The sequence below is a fragment of the Mammaliicoccus fleurettii genome (assembly GCF_002018435.1).
In the GTDB taxonomy this organism is placed as follows: domain Bacteria; phylum Bacillota; class Bacilli; order Staphylococcales; family Staphylococcaceae; genus Mammaliicoccus; species Mammaliicoccus fleurettii.
In genome coordinates this window covers 87,085-106,141 of sequence record NZ_MWJM01000008.1, presented here as the reverse complement: position 1 = coordinate 106,141, position 19,057 = coordinate 87,085, and the positions used below count along the sequence as shown (strand labels likewise).

The window sequence follows — 19,057 nt, the reverse complement described above, 5'->3', positions numbered from 1 at the left end:
GCGATGAAAATTAAATCCTTAGAAATTTATGGCTATGGCCAACTCATGTCTAGAAAAATTAAATTTGATCAAAGTTTTATGCAAATATATGGTGAGAACGAAGCAGGTAAGTCTACTATTCAAGCATTTATACATTCAATACTATTTGGTTTTCCAACAAAAAAAGAGAATGAGCCAAGATTAGAGCCAAGACTTGGTAATCAGTATGGTGGTAAATTAGAACTTGAATTCGATGGACAAAAAGTAGAAGTAGAAAGAGTTAAAGGCCGTGTAACAGGTGACGTCAAAGTGTATCTTTCAAACGGCAAAATAAAAGACGAAGAATGGCTCAAACAAAAGATTAATTTTATAAATAAAAAAACATACCAAGGAATATTCTCATTTAATGTATTAGGGTTGCAAGATATTCATAAAAATTTAACTGAAGATCAACTTCAAATGTATTTATTGCAAGCTGGTGCTTTAGGATCAACTGAATTTACGGGTATGAGTGATTTGATGCAAAGTGAAAAAGAAGCACTTTACAAAAAGAACGGTAAGAATCCTGTATTAAATGTTCAGTTAGAACAATTAAACGATTTAGAAATAAAAATTAAAAACGAAGAAAAGAAACTATCTGAATATGAAAGACTACAAGATGAAAGAGATAAAATATCTAGAAGACTTAATCAGTTAAAAGATAATCTTGGAAATCTTACAAATAGATTAACAAGTAAAGAAAAGGAAATATCTTTACATAATGAAGTTGTAGAATGGAAGAAACTAGAGAGTAATTTAAATATTGAACCTTATGAATTCCCTGAACAAGGTATTGAAAGATATGAATCTGCAGTTCGTTCTAATGAAAGTATTAAGCGTGACTTAACCTTAAGAAATGAAAAGCTTGCACAAGTAGTACATACATTAGATAACGTAAAAGTCATGTCTGAAAGAGATGAAAAAGCCTTAAATAGTATTAGACAACGTGAATCGGATATTAAAGAAAAACAGCAAGAATTAAAACAACTAAATAAACAAATTGATGATTCTGAAAGAGATAACGAGTTGTTACGCCAAGATATCGGCTGGAATGATGAATATTTAGATGTTGATACATCTGAAGCTATGAAGACGCATATTGCAGAAGTGAATCGAATTAAAGAAGAAAATGTAGCAGAACGTGAGCAAATTAAACGTTCTATGAACCAACTTGATATTGAAAGAGAAAGATATAATAACAATATCGATAGACTACATAACGATTTAGTGTCTGATGAGAACTATGAACAAAAGAAAGTTTATAATCAAAAAGCTTTAGAACTAGGTGAGAAGAAGTCACTTTATAAAAAAATGGAAGAAAGTTTCATTAAGCAAAAAGAAGAAAGTGAAAAAAGAAGTAAGCAATATCGACTATTTTCAGTAATAGGCGGTTTATTATTAATCGCAATCGCAATATATGCATTCATTGCTTCTCAAGTTTTATTTAGTGGCATTTTCGCAATTGTAGGGATTATATTAGTCGTTTTATCATTCTTTATTAAATCAAAAGATTTAGACCATGACCAAGCTTTTTCTAAAGAAATTGACGAATTAGAGGAAAAGGTTAAACATCTAAAACAATTTTATGATTTAGATTTTAACTTAGATGAACAAACGAAGATCAGACAAGAATTGGAAGGTTATTATCAGTCACAAGAAATTTTATCTTCAAAGCAGTCTGAATTGAAGAAAGAATTAGAAAAAGTTGAAGCAATTATTGATAATAAAGAAAGTGCATTACAAGAAACTAAAGCTAGTATTCATGTTTCAAATCAACTATCATCTCAGTTGTTAAACGACGCATTAACAACAATTAAGAAAATTAAACAAAATAGATTAGAGATTAATCGATTAACTAAATTAAGAGATGAAAAGAATTCGGATCTTGAAGCGTTTTACCGTGAAGCAGAAAGTATTGTTAGTCATGCACGATTACATTACCAAAAGATTTCATTATTCCACGATGTAAAACAAGCATTAGATGAACATCAAAAAGAATTTAATATTCAATCAAGAAATGTTGAGCAACAAGCACTACTAACTAATGAAATTAATGCATTAAAAGAAAGATTGGACGAAAATAACAACGTCATAAATTCACTATTTAGTTACATTAATGTATTCGATGAAGAAGCGTATTATCGTCATTATAAAGCATATATTTCTTATAATGAGGACATGGAGAGATTTGACTATTTAACAGCGTTACTAAATAATCAAAATTATGATTATGATAAAAATACTCAACTTAGTTATATGACTAAAACAGATTTAGAAAATGAAAGAAATCAATTAGAACTTCAAGTAGACGAATACAATGATAATTATTTAAATGTACAAGCTGAACTTAGTGATTTAAATGCTAAAATTAATCACATGGAAACTGATGAAACATTATCTGCATTAAGACATGAATATCATTTACTTAAAGATAAAGTTAATGAAACTGCTAATGATTGGGCAGCGTTAAGCTATTTACAAAACTTAGTAGAAGCGCATATTAAGCAAATCAAAGATAAAAGATTACCTTATGTCGTAAAAGATGCAACTGATATCTTAAATACATTAACTGAAGGCAGATATACTCAAGTTATCTATGAAGAACAAAATGTTCAAGTAAGACATCAAAATGGTCAAGTATTCCATCCAACAGAGTTAAGTCAGTCTACAAAAGAATTGTTATACATTGCACTTAGATTTAGCCTTATAAAATCATTGCATAAATATTATCCATTCCCAATAATAGTTGATGATGCATTTGTTCACTTTGATAAACACCGTAAAGAAATTATGATTAAATATTTAATGAGTATGTCAGAAGATATTCAAATACTTTACTTTACATGTAATAAAGACCAGAATGTACCTCAAAAGCAAACAATAACTCTGACAAAAATAGAAGGAGCTAAGAGTAAATGAGAACAATAGAAACATTAAAGCCAGGAGATACAGTTGACCACTATTTCTTAATACATCGTGCAAATCAAGGAGTAACAGCCCAAGGAAAGCCTTATATGACACTTTACTTGAAAGATAAGAGTGGTGATATAGAAGCTAAAGTATGGACTGTAACAGCTGAAGATATTAAACTACTTGTACCGGAGACAATTGTAAGAGTTAAAGGCGACGTTATAGATTATCGTGGTCGTAAACAAATGAAAATAAATCAGTTTAGAGTAGCAGTAGAAGAAGATGGTGTAAAATTAGAAAACTTTTTAGAAGCTGCGCCATTAACAATAGATGAAATGTCAGAAGAAATTATGACATTTTTATTAGATATTGAAAATGCTAAACTACAAAGAATAACTCGTATATTACTTAAAAAATATCAAAAAGAATATTTCACATTCCCAGCAGCAAGTTCACATCATCATGACTTCGTTTCAGGATTAAGTTATCATGTTGTAACAATGTTGAGACAAGCAAAAGCATTGTGTGATATATATCCAATACTAAATAGAAGTTTATTATATAGTGGTATTATTTTACATGACTTAGGAAAAGTAAAAGAACTATCAGGTCCAGTCGCTACTACTTATACAGTAGAAGGTAATTTATTAGGTCATATCTCAATAGTAAGTGATGAAATATCACAAGTAGCTAAAGAGCATAATATAGAAGGCGAAGAAGTATTGTTGCTAAGACATTTAGTGTTAAGTCATCACGGTAAATTAGAATATGGATCACCAAAATTACCAATGGTTAAAGAAGCGGAGATATTGCACTTTATTGATAATATTGATGCTAGAATGATGATGTTTGAAAAACACCTTAAAAAAGTAGATAAAGGTCAATTTACAGAACGAATCTTTGCATTAGAAAATAGACAATTTTATAAACCAGAATCATTGGATTAATAATATTAGAGGCTGGAGCATATTTCCTAACTCAATATTAATAAGCATATCACTATAAAACTGAAGAATTCAGTTAAGTGATATGCTTATTTTATATATTACGATTTTGTATGTGCATTTGCCAGGGGGTATGGCTCTAGCCTGTAGTCTCTCACACATACTATTCCCTCAGGCGTCCGCACTATACAAAATCGTTGGAAGTATTTATTTTTTAAATCTTACGATTTTGTATGTGCATGCTTGCCAAGGGGTATGGCTCGAGCCTGTAGTCTCTCACGCATACTATTCCCTTAGACGTCCGCACTATACAAAATCGTTGGTAATATTTATTTTTTTAAATCTTGCGATTTTGTATGTGCATGCTTGCCAAGGGGTATGGCTCGAGCCTGTAGTCTCTCACGCATACTATTCCCTCAGGCGTCCGGACTATACAAAATCGTTGGTAATATTTATTTTTTTAAATCTTGCGATTTTGTATGTGCATTTGCCAGGGGGTATGGCTCGAGCCTGTAGTCTCTCACACATACTATTCCCTCAGGCGTCCGGACTATACAAAATCGTTGGTAATATTTATTTTTATATAGAAAAATGGTGACTCTAAGAGTTAGCTAAATGATTCTCATTAAAATACTAGGACATTTATGTTAAAGGCAATTAATCTTAAGTGTCTATATTTACACAAGTTGAGAAAAGTGTAAGTATGGATGCCTGTATTAACACAAGTGGAGAGAAGTGTGAGCAAGGGTATCTATATTCACACAAGTCGAAGGAAGTGTAAGTATGGATGCCAATATTAACACAAGCGGAGAGAAGTGTGAGCAAGGGTATCTGTATTAACACAAGTCGAAGGAAGTGTAAGTATGGATGCCAATATTAACACAAGTGGAGAGAAGTGTAAGTAAGGATGTCTATATTCACACAAGTCGAGAGAAGTGTGAGCAAGGGTATCTGTATTCACATAAGTTGAGAAAAGTGTAAGTATTGATGCCTATATTCACACAAGTCGAAGGAAGTGTAAGTATGGATGCCAATATTAACACAAGCGGAGAGAAGTGTGAGCAAGGGTATCTGTATTCACACAAGTCGAGAGAAGTGTAAGTAAGGATGCCTATATTCACATAAGTAGAGAGAAGTGTGAGCAAGGGTAACTATAGTCACACAAGTGGAGAGAAGTGTAAGTATGGATGTCTATATTCACATAAGTTGAGAGAAGTGTGAGCAAGGATAGCTATATTCACACAAATCGGAAGAAATGTAACTAAGGATACCTATGTTAACAGAAGTCAGTAGAAGTGTAAGTAAGAGAACCTATATTTATACACAAAAAACCTCATTTCAATAATGAGGTTTTTTGTGTACTATTAGCTAGCAGACTGTTGTTGTGCTGCTTGCATTTGTTGTTGCTGTAATGCTTTTTCGTTTAAAATGTTATCTTCTATAGATTTCTTAATTTCTTTATCTTTGTAATCTACTTTGTATTCATCTAATAATTTTTTGTATGCATTAATGATGATTTTAGGATCTTTTTGAATTTTCAATTGACGATATTGTTCTTTAAGGCTCTCTTTTTCTTTTTTACTTGCTTCGCCTTTATCGGCTTTTATAATATGATAACCGTATTGCGATTTAACAACGTCTGAAATTTCACCGTCTTTAAGTTTAAATAATGCTTTTTCAAATGCTTCGTCCATTTGACCTTTCATTACGAAACCAAGTGAACCGTTTTTAGATTTAGTACCTTCGTCTTGTGTTTCTTTTTTAGCAATTTTTTCGAAGTCATCTGGGTTTTTCTTGATTTGAGCTAGTATGTCATCAGCTTTTTTCTTAGCTGCTTTATCACTCATGCCATCTTGTGAATCTTTTGATTTAACTTTTATTAAGATATGAGAACCTTTTTTAGTGTTTTTATCTATTTCTTTATCAGAAACTTTTACTGCATCATTGATGAATTCTTCTTGATATTTAGAAGTTTTTTGAGAATCTTTAAAGTCTTCTAAAGTTGCACCAGGTTTTTCTTGTTGAAGTGCTTCTTCAAATTTTTTCTTACCACCATATTGCTCGATTTGTTTATCAACTTGTTTATCCAATTTCTTAGTATCAACTTTGTCTTCGTATTTATCTTTTAAGACTTTGTTAAGTACAATTTGGAATGCATTTTGGGCTACTTCATTGTTACCCATTTTGTCTAAAACATCTTGTGAAGTAACATTTCCAGCTTTAGATTCTACTAAAGTTTCTCCAGAGTTGTCTGAACCGTTACCACAAGCGCCTAAAGTTAATACTGATGCCGAAAGTGTTATAGGTAACACCATTTTTTTAATTGATTTCATTAATAGAACTCCTTTTGTAAGAATACAATGATAAATATAGCATATTTGGTAATTTAATTACAAAAATTTATCTATAATTGTTGCGTATCCAGTGAACGTTTTGTTAACAATTCAATTCCGTTCTTTCTTTCTTCGATATATGTTCCTCTTTTTGTAAATAAAATAATTTTCAGATATAGTAAGTCAATGATGGATATACCAGTATTTATAGCCATTATAAAGAGAATGTAATGACCATACTGTGGAATAATATTTATTAACACAAGTGATAGGGTAGTTAACGTAATCAAAGGACATACAAGTGCAAAGCAAAATACAATTTTGTTAACTGGTTGATCCACTCTAATATTATATAGTGGTAATGCACGTTTCGCCTTAGTCGTTTTATTCATTTTAAATGACTTACGATAATAAATGAGTACAATCAAATGCAATAATTTATGGATTGGATAAATTAAGCAAAGGACGAATAAGAATAAAATAAACTTATCGTCCTTTAATGGTTGAGTTTGTATATAATTAAATATTTCGTAAGTGACTATAAATGTTAAAAATGATACTAAAGCACTAATTAATACAATTCTCTGTAGTCCGTACCGAGAGTGTATATTGATTGATTTAGAACAAACAAACATAAGATATGTCACCTTCTAAGTTATGATTTATCTTGATATTATGCATCATCCTCAGAGCGTTCGTCAAGTAGATATTTTCTTAATTGTTCATGATTTTGTTCTATATGATTTATGAAGTCGCTACCGTATATTTGACCAACAATATATTTTACATCAGTAAACTCTGGCATATTATACATAACTTTTTCATAATCAGTTGCAATTTCGTATAATCTATTCGTATCATTTGTATAACTTACATATGTTTTTCTTAAAACTTCAAGCCCTTTGTCGGTTAATTCTAAATATGTCGTACGTTTATCGTGTTGGCTTTTTGGCATAGTTAAATAACCACGTTTTTCTAAATTCTTAGCAAAGTTGAAAACCGTGGAAACGTGCATCACGCCATATTTACTCACTTCTGAAATAGTTGCTTCATCCAAACTTCTTATAATGATAAGAATGTGATGCTCATTAATATTTAAATCAAATGGTTTGATCCACTGTTGCCAATCTTTTTCAATAGTCTTCCATAAAGCTTTAGATAATTGTGAAACTTTATGAGTGAATAACATTTTTTCAATCATGTCCCGTTCGTTCGTCATAGTTAAATCCCCCTTTGTTAGTATAATAAAAGCATGATACTGATGTATCATGCTTACATATAACACTTTAATAATATAATAATTTTAACACGTTTTCTATTTTTTTAGAAATGGAAGTTTAGTATTTTGGATTTCTTTTTGGATTTCATTTCCACGATTGCTTATATTTTCAATGTTTTTCTGAATTTGTTCGATATTAGGGTTAATATCAGCTTTAAATTCATTTATCATTGTTTTTACTTCTTCACTTAAAGATTGAATAGCAATTTGGCTTTCATCTTTTGTTTTTAATACATAATTTTTAATCTCAACTGCATTGTCTTTAATTTCATTTAATTGGATTTTAGATCCATCAGTAGTTGATTTTAGATCTGTCTTTAATGTATCACCTGAACGATCTGTATTTAATATTGCTGTTGTAAAACCAGTAACTAGTCCTACACCAACACCAATAGCTAATCTTGAAAATTTCATAATAATCCTCCTTGATTTCTCTTACTTAAATATATACCCTATAAGCTTAAATATATGCAATGAATTATAATTGCTGTTGAATACTTTTTGCTATTTCTGCTTTTTTATCCTCATCTATTCGGTCTTCATTTGTATTCCAAATATAACCGAAACCATCTATATCTTCTTTGTATCTCGGGATTAAATGGAAGTGAATATGAAAAACAGATTGAGAAGCATATTCTCCATTATTTTGAATGATATTTAAACCGTCTGGATTGAAAGCTTTTTTAATAGCGTTAGCGACAATAGGTAGTGCTTCTGCTATATGTTTCATCGTTTCAGGATCGGTTTCGTAAATATTAGGTGATGCTTTTTTTGGTATGAGAAGTGTGTGACCTTTAGAAACTTGAGATATATCTAAGAAGGCATATACATAATCATTTTCATAAATTTTGTAAGAAGGAATTTCTCCGTCGATAATTTTGCTAAATACTGTTTCTGACATAATATCATCTCCTATATAAATATTAACTTTATTATATCATGCAAGCAGTATCATCTTACAGTAAAGATATTATTTAATGAATGTATCAATAGGAACATGCTACAATATACTTTGGAGGTGTATTCACGTGACAATTAAAGTGAACAATTTAACAGGTGGATATGGTAAAAAAGCAGTTATCCATGATATCTCATTCGAATGTAATCCAAATGAAGTTGTCGGATTAATAGGATTAAATGGTGCTGGGAAGAGTACAACTATTAAACATATATTAGGTTTATTAACACCACAACAAGGTGAGATGTCCATAAATAATATAGATATAAAAGAAGATATAGAAGTATATAGAAGAAATCTTACATATATACCTGAAAGTCCTGTTTTATATGATGAATTAACATTAGAAGAACATATATATATGACGGCAATGGCTTACGGGATAGATAAGGAAACAGCACTTGAAAAAGCGATGCCTTTATTAAAAAGGTTAAGACTTGAGAATGAATTAAAAGTATTTCCAATACATTTTTCAAAAGGTATGAAACAAAAAGTAATGATCGTGTGTGCATTTCTAGTAGAACCAAAACAATATATTATAGATGAACCATTTTTAGGACTAGACCCACTCGGTATTCAAACGATGTTAGATTTAATAGTAGAAAGACGGAATCAAGGTTCTTCAGTCTTGATGTCGACACATATACTGGCAACTGCTGAAAGATACTGTGATCGTTTTATTATATTGCATCAAGGCAAACTGATTGCTATGGGAAATTTAGATGAGTTAAGAAAAGAAACGGGTCTAACAAACGCAACATTGGACGATATTTATATACATTTAACGCAAGGTGACAATTATGAATGATGCTAAAAGTTTATTTAACATTAGACAAAAAGAAGAAGTTATAGAGAAACTTAAATATAATAAATTTATTTTTAATGGTCATTTTTTAATCTTTATTACAATAATGCTTGGAGCATTTGCGTTAGGCTATAGTAATTGGCTGAAAGATATTCCACAAAATATAAATTATCATTTAATTATTTCTATTATATTGTCTGTTTGTTCAATTTTTCCATTACGTACTTTGTTCCGAGAAGCTGATAAGTTATATTTATTACCATTTGAAAAACATTTATCAGTATATATAAAAAAAGCGATAACTTATAGCTATTTAAACAGACTTTATTTGCCGGTTGTTATTCTTGTGATAGGACTGCCGTTATTTTATAAATTAATGGTTAATGATTTTTATTTATACATCACACTTATAATTTTGAGCTTTATATTTCCATTGTTTGGCTTAGTTATAAAATGGTTCTGGTTAAAATACGGACTAGAAATGTGGAGTGTTAACATCGTTCTATTCATTATTTACGCAAGTGGTTATTACACGACATTGAAAGTAGGGTTGATGTCTAGTATATTGACCATCGTAATGTTAATTGCGTTAGTAATATTAATGGAGATAATGAATAGAGATACATTTTATCAATGGGAGACATTGATATCCATCGAGCATAATCATAAAATGAATTATTACAAATTCGTAAATATGTTTACTGATGTGAAAGTGTTAAATGAAAGAACAGTCAGAAGAAGGTATTTAGATATATTCTTAAAAGTACCAGCTTCAAAAAAATTCAACCAAGATTATATGTATAAATTTTTGTTTATAAGAAGTTTTGCAAGAGGTAAAGACGCATTCTTTATCGTTTTGAGATTTTTAATTATCGGTTTATTACTTATTTGGTGGATAGATCAATCGGTGATTTCTGCAATACTCGGAGCATTAATAATGTACTTACTCATCTTACAACTCTCTCAATTCTATAAACAACAAGCTTATGGATTATGGCCACAAGTTTGGCCAGTAAGTGAACATCAAGTAATAAAGGGATATCATCAATTTTTAATAAATATGATGATAATACTCGCTGTCATTTTATCAATTATATATATTGTTAAATTCCCAACAGCAATTTACTTTGTTATTTTATTCTTTATAGTAGGTTGGTTAACAATCGATTCATCTATTAAAAAGATTAAAAAACATCAAGAATTATTAAGAGACTAATAATAAGAGGCTGAGACAATTAATTAATTTGTCTCAGCCTCATTGTATGTTATTTATACTTCTTTTTCTTCTTCATCTTCGTCAGGTCTATACCAATACTTTGTATAATTAGCTGTTGAATATTGTTCTGCACCAGAGAATTTTCTTGTAGCATCTCTTGAGAAATATTCTGCAAAAAATGATGATTTAGTAAAATCTTCATATAGTTCATTTGAATCAAAACCAACTATAATCATGTAAGTATCGCCTTTTCTAGGCTTAAGCAATCTAAATGATTCAAAACCTTCAAAGTCATCAAACTGTCCATCGATATCTACGTAATGATTTTCAAATCGATGTTGCATTTCATCTGATACAGGAATGTAGCTAACTGCTAAAAATTCATGATTTATAAATTGCCCCTTTGATTCTAAGATTCGATATTCTCTTGGTTGCGCGAAAACTGTTTCACCAGTTGTTTCATGAATAAGCACCGTCGTATCTTGTCTAGTATAATGATGGATGTCTTCCTCTGGATATTTCTTTAAAATATTTTGAAGAAAATGATACGTACCAGTTGTTATATAACATTTCATAATTACAAACCTCCTATATCTCTTTATTTTGATTATAAACATGTAAGCGCTAAAATCAACCTATACATCAAATCTTTTGTATAATTTATGACTTTTTCTACACATAGATGTCTTTATAATAGAATATGTTAAAATAGATTGTAATGATTATAATGAGGTGAAAGAAATGAGTGTACCGTTTAACGACACAATTTTAAAAGCAGCAAAAGGTGAAAGTACAACTCATACTCCAGTTTGGTTTATGAGGCAAGCAGGTCGTTCACAACCTGAATATAGAAAAATTAAAGAAAAATATTCATTATTTGAAATTACGCATCAACCTGAACTTTGTGCTTATGTAACAAAGTTGCCTGTAGATCAGTATAATACAGATGCTGCAATTTTATATAAAGATATTATGACACCTTTAACAGGAATCGGAGTAGATGTAGAAATTAAATCTGGAATTGGTCCAGTTATACATAATCCAATAAAAGATATCACTGATATTAATAAATTAAGTCAAATAAACCCTGAAGAAGATGTGAAGTATGTTTTAGATACCATCAAAATTTTAACTGAAGAACAACTTAATGTACCTTTAATAGGGTTTACAGGAGCGCCATTCACATTAGCGAGCTATATGATTGAAGGTGGACCATCTAAAAATTACAATAAAACTAAAGCGTTTATGTATAAACAACCAGAAGCTTGGTTTAAACTGATGGATACACTTGCTGATATGGCGATACGCTATACGCATGCTCAAATTGATGCTGGTTGTAAAATGATACAAGTATTTGATTCTTGGGTCGGCGCATTAAATGCTGAAGATTACCATTACTTTATTAGACCATCAATGAATAAAATATTTACAGCTATAAAAGAAAAAAATGTACCAGTAACAACATTTGGTGTTGGGGCTAGTCATTTAATTGAAGAATGGAATCAATTGCCAGTTGATGTGATCGGTTTAGATTGGCGATTACAAATTAAAGAAGCACGTGAAAAAGGTATCACTAAAACTTTACAAGGAAACTTGGACCCAGCATTATTGTTAGCTCCATGGGAAGTAATTGAACAACGATTAATTCAAATTTTGGATCAAGGTTTAGAAAATCATAATTATATATTTAACCTTGGACATGGTGTGTTCCCTGAAGTTCAACCAGATACTTTAAGAAGAGTAGCTCAATTCGTACATGACTATTCAGCAAAATATAAATCACAAATGTAGTTGATAAATAAACAGCATTAATTTTACTTAAAGGGAGTATAGAAAATGAATAAAAAAGTCGGTCTTTTAGTTATGGCATATGGTACACCATATAAAGAAAGTGATATAGTGCCATACTATACGCATATTAGACATGGTCATAAACCATCTGAAGAACAAATTGAAGATTTAAAAGGACGTTACAAAGCTATCGGTGGGATTTCTCCACTAGCTGGAACAACTGAAAAACAAGCTGAAAGTTTGTTAGGTGCATTAAATGACACTTATGAAAATGTTGAGTTTAAAATGTATATTGGTCTAAAACATATTCATCCATTTATTGAAGATGCAGTTGAACAAATGCATAATGATGGCATTGAAGAAGCGGTTACAATCGTTTTAGCACCACATTATTCTAATTTCTCAGTAGGTAGCTATAATAAGCGTGCCAAAGAAGAAGCGGATAAATACGGTATAAACTTGCATCATGTTGAACAATTTTATAATGAACCAGCATTTATTTCATACTGGACAACAATGATAAATGACACTTTACAAATGATTCCTGAAGAAAATCATGATGAAACAGTTCTAATAGTATCAGCGCATAGTTTACCTGAGAAAATTAAAAAAGCAAATGATCCTTATCCAGAACAATTAGAAGAAACAGCTAAAATATTAGCTGAAAAATCAAATATTAAACATGTTTCTGTAGGGTGGCAATCAGAAGGACAAACTGGGGAACCTTGGTTAGGACCAGATGTTCAAGATTTAACTAGAGAGCTATACAATAAACATGGATATAAACATTTTATATATACGCCTGTAGGATTTGTATGTGAACATTTAGAAGTACTATATGATAATGACTATGAATGTAAAGTTGTTTGTGATGAATTAGGTGTGAATTATCATAGACCACCAATGCCAAACATTGATCCTAAATTTATCGAAGCAATGGTATCGGCAATTAAGAAAAAATTCTAATTCGAACAATCGAATAAGAAAGAAGTGTTAAACATGACAAAACGTATCGCAATAATAGGGGCAGGTATAACAGGGTTATCTGCTGCCCATTATTTGAAAAAAGAACAACCAGATGTTGAAATCGACGTATATGAACAATCAGATAGAGTGGGCGGTAAAATTAAAACTTATCGTGAAAATGGTTATACAATTGAATTAGGGCCTGAATCTTATTTAGGTAGAAAAACAATTATGACTGAATTAGCTGAAGAAATAGGTATAGCTGATGATCTAGTTACAAATAAAACAGGACAATCATATATTTATAGCCATAATAAACTTTATCCAATACCAGGCGGTTCAATTATGGGTATACCAACAGAAATTAAGCCATTCTTAAAAACGAAACTCATTTCGCCTGTAGCTAAATTAAGAGCCGGAATGGATTATTTTTTACCTGTAAAACCAATGAATACTGATATATCTATTGGCCATTTCTTTAGACAACGTTTAGGAAATGAAGTGTTAGAAAATTTAATCGAACCTCTTATGGCCGGTATTTATGGAGCGAATATTGATAAATTAAGCTTAAAAACTACTTTTCCTCATTTTAAAGAGCAAGAAGAAGAAGAGGGTAGTTTAATTAAAGGTATGATTGCTCAAAAATCTAAAAATAATGCTAATAAAAAAGTGACTGTTAAACCTAAAGGTCAATTTAAACAATTTAAACACGGTCTAGAATCTTTCATGATTACTCTGCGAAATGATTTAGAAAGTAAAGGAGTAAACATTCATTTAAATTCACAAGTACAAAATTTAAATGAAGAAAATGCTAAACCAATTTTAACAATTAATGGTGTAAACCATGAATATGATGGTGTGATTGTTACAGTTCCACATCAACATTTTGTTAAATGGTTTGAAGATGATCTTAAGCTAGATTATTTCAATTATATGCCTTCAACGAGTGTTGCAACTGTAGTTATGGCGTTTGATAAAGAACAAGTAGTTAATGATAAAGACGGTACAGGTTTCGTTATTGCTAGAACGAGTGATACTGCAATTACTGCATGTACATGGACTAATAAAAAATGGCCACATACAACGCCTGAAGGTAAAGTATTATTAAGAGCTTACGTAGGTAAACCAGGTTCTAATATCATTCATCATAAAGATGAAGAACAACTGAAACAAGTTGCTTTAAATGATTTAAATAAAATAATGACTATCAACGGTGAACCAGAATTTTCTATTGTTACGAAATTACCTTATAGTATGCCGCAATATGAAGTAGGGCATATTGATCGAATAAGAGATATACAGCAACATTTAGAAAAGAACTATAATAATTTAATTATTACTGGAGCTTCATTTGATGCAGTAGGACTTCCTGATTGTGTACAGATGGCTAAAGATGCAAGTGACAAAATGATAGAGTATTTGAAGTAAATAGTAGGAAACAGGACAGAAATTCTAATGTAGCATTAGAATTTCTGTTTTTTTGATGGAGAGGTATGACAAGCAATGTTGGGATCCTGAACATTGCAAGAGTGGAGTGACTAGCAACATTGGGAGCCTGAACATTGCAAGATAAGTGTGACTAGCAACATTGGGAGCCTGAACATTGCAAGAGAGGTGTGACAAGCAATGTTGGGATCCTGAACATTGCAAGAGTGGAGTGACTAGCAACATTGGGAGCCTGAACATTGCAAGATAGGTGCGACAAGCAATATTGGAGGTCTGAACATTGCAAGAGTGGTGCGACTAGCAACATTGGGAGCTTGAACATTGCAAGACAGGTGTGACTAGCAACATTGGAGGTCTGAACATTGCAAGATAGGTGTGACTAGCAACATATCAGCAGTATAAAAATATGCTTCTTCTTACATAATAGTCTTAAATCCACAATTCTTATATGATTTAATGGCTCTAATATTATTGTTGTATTCCTCTTTGTATATTTTAAAATCTTCAATAATAGATGAGTATTTTTCCCTTTAGTGACAATTGTCACATAGATGTTAAAAGTTCAAATTTTTTATTAAGAAAAGTAAAGAAATAGCATTGACGTTATCTATATTTCTATATATAATTAAGAAGTTCTCAATTAGAGGCCCCTTGGTCAAGCGGTTAAGACACCGCCCTTTCACGGCGGTAACACGGGTTCGAGTCCCGTAGGGGTCACCATTTTTTATAAAAAACAATTAATATTTTCTTGACATAATATTAATAAATGTGTTATATTAAAAAGGTAGCCAAATTACTTAATATTAACGCGGGATGGAGCAGTTCGGTAGCTCGTCGGGCTCATAACCCGAAGGTCGGTGGTTCAAATCCGCCTCCCGCAATACTTTTTAAAGATGGTCCCGTGGTGTAGCGGTTAACATGCCTGCCTGTCACGCAGGAGATCGCGGGTTCGATTCCCGTCGGGACCGCCATTTTTATTTTGGCTCAGTAGCTCAGTCGGTAGAGCAAAGGACTGAAAATCCTTGTGTCGGCGGTTCGATTCCGTCCTGAGCCATACTTTTTAACAAGTATGGCGATTGTGGCGAAGTGGTTAACGCATCGGATTGTGGTTCCGACATTCGTGGGTTCGATTCCCATCAGTCGCCCCATTTAAATTTAATATTAAGCGGGTGTAGTTTAGTGGTAAAACCTCAGCCTTCCAAGCTGATGTTGTCGGTTCGATTCCGATCACCCGCTCCATTATTATTCCACAGTAGCTCAGTGGTAGAGCTATCGGCTGTTAACCGATCGGTCGTAGGTTCGAGTCCTACCTGTGGAGCCATATAGGCCCCTTGGTCAAGCGGTTAAGACACCGCCCTTTCACGGCGGTAACACGGGTTCGAGTCCCGTAGGGGTCATATAATCAGAGGTGAAATATCGCTTCTGATTTTTTTGTTTGTGGAGAGTTGTCCGAGCTGGCCGAAGGAGCACGCCTGGAAAGTGTGTAGGCGCCACAAGCGTCTCGAGGGTTCGAATCCCTCACTCTCCGTTTGTACCTTAATAATCAACTCATCCAAGACGTTGGTATTAAAGTGTTTTCTTGCACTAGGTAAGTAAACGTGAATGAGCAAGTGTCAAATAGGTGTTAAGAGATTAATCTCTTACACGTTGACCTTGCTCTTTTTTTATTGTCTTATTTTAAGCAATAAATTGTGGTAACAGTAGCTAAAGTATAGCTTGTTAAATTGGTGATTTATTAATATTTTTCGCAAATACGTCAATAGGACAGGAATTATATCAATTAGCTTTGTTTTTGTTAAAAATAATCACATTAGATATATTAGTCTAATTTGGTTTGTGGTTAATATTGGGAACATATTATTTCTAATACCATTAATAATGTTTTTGTTATTTTTTGTAATTTAATAAATAGGGAGATTCAAAGATAATTAGTATTTTTAAATAGTAAATTTTATCTAAAATAATTCATATAGTACAATTTACCTTATAATATTAATCACCTAAATAATAAGGTTTGTTAATAAAATTATATTAGAATTACAAACCTATATTTTATTATATGATTGTTCGAACTTATTGTTTCTTTTTTTAATTGTGTAGAACTGGAATATATGGTATTAATAAGATTAGAGTTAAAATAATACACTAAGATGATTCGTATATTTTATATACACTGGAGGAAGTAATGAAATTAGCGTGGTTAATTGATACAACAACTTATATTGATCAAAATATTGACGAGAAAGATTTATTTGTAGTTTCTTTATCAACAATTATAGAAGACAAACCATATAAAGATACAGAGTTTGAAAGTTCAAAATCATGTTTCGATATGTTAAAGGAAAATGGAAATGGAGCAAAAACGGCTCAACCTACACCTCAAGATTTTATTGAAACTTATCAGCAAATTGAAGATGAGGGATATACGCATGTTATTGCGATTCACCCTTCAAGTAGTTTATCGGGTACTTATGCTTCATCACTTTCAAATTCAAAAAATTTTCCTATGGAGATCCATGTTGTCGATAGCGGTACAGGGAGTTTTCCTCAGAAAGAATTAGTTGAATATGGGAGAAAGCTATATAATGAGAATAAATCATTTGATGAGATAGTGAATAAGTTAGAAAGTGCAAAAGAAACAAGTGAATTATATTTATTACCAAGAAACCTACAGCAATTGAAAAATAGTGGTAGAGTATCTAATGGCAAATATTTATTGAGTAGCTTACTTCACATTAAACTTTTATTGAAATTAGAGCATGGAACGATAGATTTAGAACTTAAATCTAGAGGAATGAAGAAAATTGAAGCTTATTTAATTGCTCGTATGAAAGAGGCAATTGATAAGGGGATTACAAGTATTGGTGTACTACATGCTGGTAATGAAGAAGAGGCACATATTTGGAAAGAACGTATTTTAACATTGAATAGTAATATAAATGTATATGTTGAACCATTAGTACCTGTTGCTTCTGTTCATACTGGTTATGGAACGATTGGTATTGGTTGGATTAATACAACTGAATGAAATCGTTTTAAAAACTGAGAATCTATTTCTCAGTTTTTTTTATTTATAAAAAATTTATAAAAAAAGCTTGTCATATGCTTATAAACGTACTAATATGGATAAATCTGATTAAAATAATAAGGTTAAAGGAGTTGTGTTTGATGAAGAAGTATCCTTTAGCGATATGGATATTAAGTCTTGGTGCGTTTGCAATAGGTATGACAGAGTTTGTAATCATGGGATTGCTACCAAATATTGCAAGAGACTTGAATGTAACTGTGTCTGATGCTGGGCAACTGATTACAGGTTATGCACTTAGTGTTGCCATTGGAGGACCGATTATAGTTCTTGCTACATATAAGCTACCAAGAAAAAATTTACTCGTTTTATTAATGGGAATCTTTATAGTAGGTAATGGAATAGGCGGAATAGCTCCAAACTATGAGTTATTAATGTTAAGTAGAATTGTTGCGGCGCTAGCACATGGATCTTTCTTTGGTATAGGTTCTATTTTAGCAGCAAGCATGGTGCCACCTCATAAAAGAGCTAGTGCTATGGCGCTAATGTTTATGGGCTTAACAATGAGTAATATTATAGGCGTACCATTCGGGACTTTTGTTGGTCAAATATTTGGTTGGAAAATGACCTTTATAATTATAAGTATATTAGGTCTACTAACATTAATAGGAATTATTAAATATGTACCGAATCAAAAAGATACTCAACCTATTTCTATTAAAAATGAATTAAATGTATTAAAAGACGTTAAATTATGGTTAACTCTTGGTGTAACATTATTTGGGTTTAGTAGTGTATTTGCATATTTTACTTATATTTCTCAAATTTTAATTAATGTTTCACATATAGATGAGCGATGGATTTCATTTGTTCTTATAATATTTGGTGTAGGTGTCACTTTAGGTAATATAATTGGTGGTAAACTAGCAGATTGGAATTTAAATAGAGCACTAAACATTATTTTTATTGTTTTTCCTATTTATATTTTTATGATGTACTTTATTCAAAATTATAGCCTGTTAATGGTTGTTGGTATCTTTATATTTGGACTTATAGGATTTAGTATGAGTCCTTCTCTTCAATTTAAGAGTATGGTCATTTCAAAAGATGCGCCAATGTTAGCAAGTACAATGAATCAATCTGCATTTAATATTGGTAATGCACTAGGTGCTTTTATAGGTGGAATAGTAGTTAGCCAATTAGAAGTTAAAGATCTAGCATTAGTAGCACCATTTTTAACTATCATTGGACTAGTGTTCTTAATGTTAGAACGTATCGTTACAAAAAGAAGAATGCAACAAAATACTTCAGCATAACTAAGAACTAATAATATAAATCCCGACATAATTTATACTTTGTCGGGATT

General features: G+C 31.3%; 15 protein-coding genes and 9 tRNA genes. 18 read left to right on the top strand and 6 right to left on the bottom strand.

Annotated elements, in window-relative coordinates; genetic code table 11:
• The first annotated feature begins 3 nt into the window (after positions 1–3).
• A complete protein-coding gene (locus tag B2G86_RS08150; protein ID WP_078357621.1) occupies positions 4–2,937 on the top strand; it encodes an ATP-binding protein in 2,934 nt (977 codons plus the stop codon).
• Complete coding sequence (yhaM, locus tag B2G86_RS08145) at positions 2,934–3,875, top strand: 3'-5' exoribonuclease YhaM (RefSeq protein ID WP_078357620.1); 942 nt, start codon at positions 2,934–2,936, stop codon at positions 3,873–3,875. Before B2G86_RS08150 ends, yhaM begins: the two co-directional genes overlap by 4 nt.
• 1,361 nt (positions 3,876–5,236) lie before the next feature.
• On the opposite strand, the gene B2G86_RS08140 is transcribed toward yhaM, so the two are convergent.
• The 5 genes from B2G86_RS08140 to B2G86_RS08120 form a co-directional block, all read right to left on the bottom strand.
• The gene (locus B2G86_RS08140; protein ID WP_078357619.1) at positions 5,237–6,205 is read right to left on the bottom strand and encodes a peptidylprolyl isomerase; all 969 of its coding nucleotides are present in this window, start codon (positions 6,203–6,205) and stop codon (positions 5,237–5,239) included.
• A gap of 71 nt (positions 6,206–6,276) precedes the next feature.
• A complete protein-coding gene (locus B2G86_RS08135; protein WP_078357618.1) occupies positions 6,277–6,840 on the bottom strand; it encodes a DUF3267 domain-containing protein in 564 nt (187 codons plus the stop codon).
• 38 nt (positions 6,841–6,878) lie between these two features.
• Positions 6,879–7,424 (bottom strand): HTH-type transcriptional regulator Hpr, encoded by a 546-nt coding sequence (locus B2G86_RS08130; RefSeq protein ID WP_078357617.1) that lies wholly within the window; start codon positions 7,422–7,424, stop codon positions 6,879–6,881.
• A 96-nt stretch (positions 7,425–7,520) separates the two neighbouring features.
• Positions 7,521–7,898: a YtxH domain-containing protein gene (locus tag B2G86_RS08125; RefSeq protein ID WP_078357616.1), complete on the bottom strand. Its 378-nt coding sequence runs from the start codon at positions 7,896–7,898 to the stop codon at positions 7,521–7,523.
• Between the two features lie 64 nt (positions 7,899–7,962).
• Positions 7,963–8,385: an HIT family protein gene (locus B2G86_RS08120; RefSeq protein WP_078357615.1), complete on the bottom strand. Its 423-nt coding sequence runs from the start codon at positions 8,383–8,385 to the stop codon at positions 7,963–7,965.
• A gap of 127 nt (positions 8,386–8,512) precedes the next feature.
• Between B2G86_RS08120 and B2G86_RS08115 the strand changes: the two genes are divergently transcribed.
• A complete protein-coding gene (locus tag B2G86_RS08115; protein WP_078357614.1) occupies positions 8,513–9,250 on the top strand; it encodes an ABC transporter ATP-binding protein in 738 nt (245 codons plus the stop codon).
• Positions 9,243–10,463, top strand: coding sequence for an ABC transporter permease EcsB (gene ecsB / locus B2G86_RS08110; RefSeq protein ID WP_078357613.1), 1,221 nt, complete (start codon positions 9,243–9,245; stop codon positions 10,461–10,463). The genes B2G86_RS08115 and ecsB overlap by 8 nt, the downstream gene beginning before the upstream one ends.
• A 53-nt stretch (positions 10,464–10,516) precedes the next feature.
• Here ecsB and B2G86_RS08105 read toward each other — a convergent pair whose 3' ends face one another.
• Positions 10,517–11,038, bottom strand: a complete 522-nt coding sequence (locus tag B2G86_RS08105; RefSeq protein WP_078357612.1) for an antibiotic biosynthesis monooxygenase family protein — start codon at positions 11,036–11,038, stop codon at positions 10,517–10,519.
• Positions 11,039–11,204: 166 nt separating this feature from the next.
• On the opposite strand from B2G86_RS08105, the gene hemE reads away from it, so the two are divergent.
• From hemE to B2G86_RS08035, 14 genes are all read left to right on the top strand, one after another.
• Entirely contained in the window at positions 11,205–12,254 is a 1,050-nt protein-coding gene (hemE, locus tag B2G86_RS08100) for a uroporphyrinogen decarboxylase (RefSeq protein WP_078357611.1), read from the top strand.
• Positions 12,255–12,299: 45 nt separating this feature from the next.
• Positions 12,300–13,220 (top strand): ferrochelatase, encoded by a 921-nt coding sequence (hemH, locus tag B2G86_RS08095; RefSeq protein ID WP_078357610.1) that lies wholly within the window; start codon positions 12,300–12,302, stop codon positions 13,218–13,220.
• Between the two features lie 33 nt (positions 13,221–13,253).
• Positions 13,254–14,648: a protoporphyrinogen oxidase gene (hemY, locus tag B2G86_RS08090; protein WP_078357609.1), complete on the top strand. Its 1,395-nt coding sequence runs from the start codon at positions 13,254–13,256 to the stop codon at positions 14,646–14,648.
• A 663-nt stretch (positions 14,649–15,311) separates the two neighbouring features.
• Positions 15,312–15,386: transfer RNA gene (locus tag B2G86_RS08085), tRNA-Glu, on the top strand.
• Between the two features lie 87 nt (positions 15,387–15,473).
• Positions 15,474–15,547 (top strand) — tRNA-Met (locus B2G86_RS08080).
• A 14-nt stretch (positions 15,548–15,561) separates the two neighbouring features.
• Positions 15,562–15,637: transfer RNA gene (locus tag B2G86_RS08075), tRNA-Asp, on the top strand.
• A 10-nt stretch (positions 15,638–15,647) separates the two neighbouring features.
• Positions 15,648–15,720 (top strand) — tRNA-Phe (locus B2G86_RS08070).
• Between the two features lie 18 nt (positions 15,721–15,738).
• A tRNA-His gene (locus tag B2G86_RS08065) sits at positions 15,739–15,814 on the top strand.
• A gap of 17 nt (positions 15,815–15,831) precedes the next feature.
• Positions 15,832–15,905, top strand: a tRNA-Gly gene (locus tag B2G86_RS08060).
• Between the two features lie 7 nt (positions 15,906–15,912).
• Positions 15,913–15,987 (top strand) — tRNA-Asn (locus B2G86_RS08055).
• 4 nt (positions 15,988–15,991) lie between these two features.
• Positions 15,992–16,063 (top strand) — tRNA-Glu (locus B2G86_RS08050).
• Positions 16,064–16,105: 42 nt separating this feature from the next.
• Positions 16,106–16,194: transfer RNA gene (locus tag B2G86_RS08045), tRNA-Ser, on the top strand.
• A 657-nt stretch (positions 16,195–16,851) separates the two neighbouring features.
• On the top strand, positions 16,852–17,694 hold the full coding sequence (locus B2G86_RS08040) for a DegV family protein (RefSeq protein WP_078357608.1): 843 nt from the start codon (positions 16,852–16,854) through the stop codon (positions 17,692–17,694).
• Between the two features lie 140 nt (positions 17,695–17,834).
• Complete coding sequence (locus tag B2G86_RS08035) at positions 17,835–19,007, top strand: MFS transporter (RefSeq protein ID WP_078357607.1); 1,173 nt, start codon at positions 17,835–17,837, stop codon at positions 19,005–19,007.
• Positions 19,008–19,057: the final 50 nt, after the last annotated feature.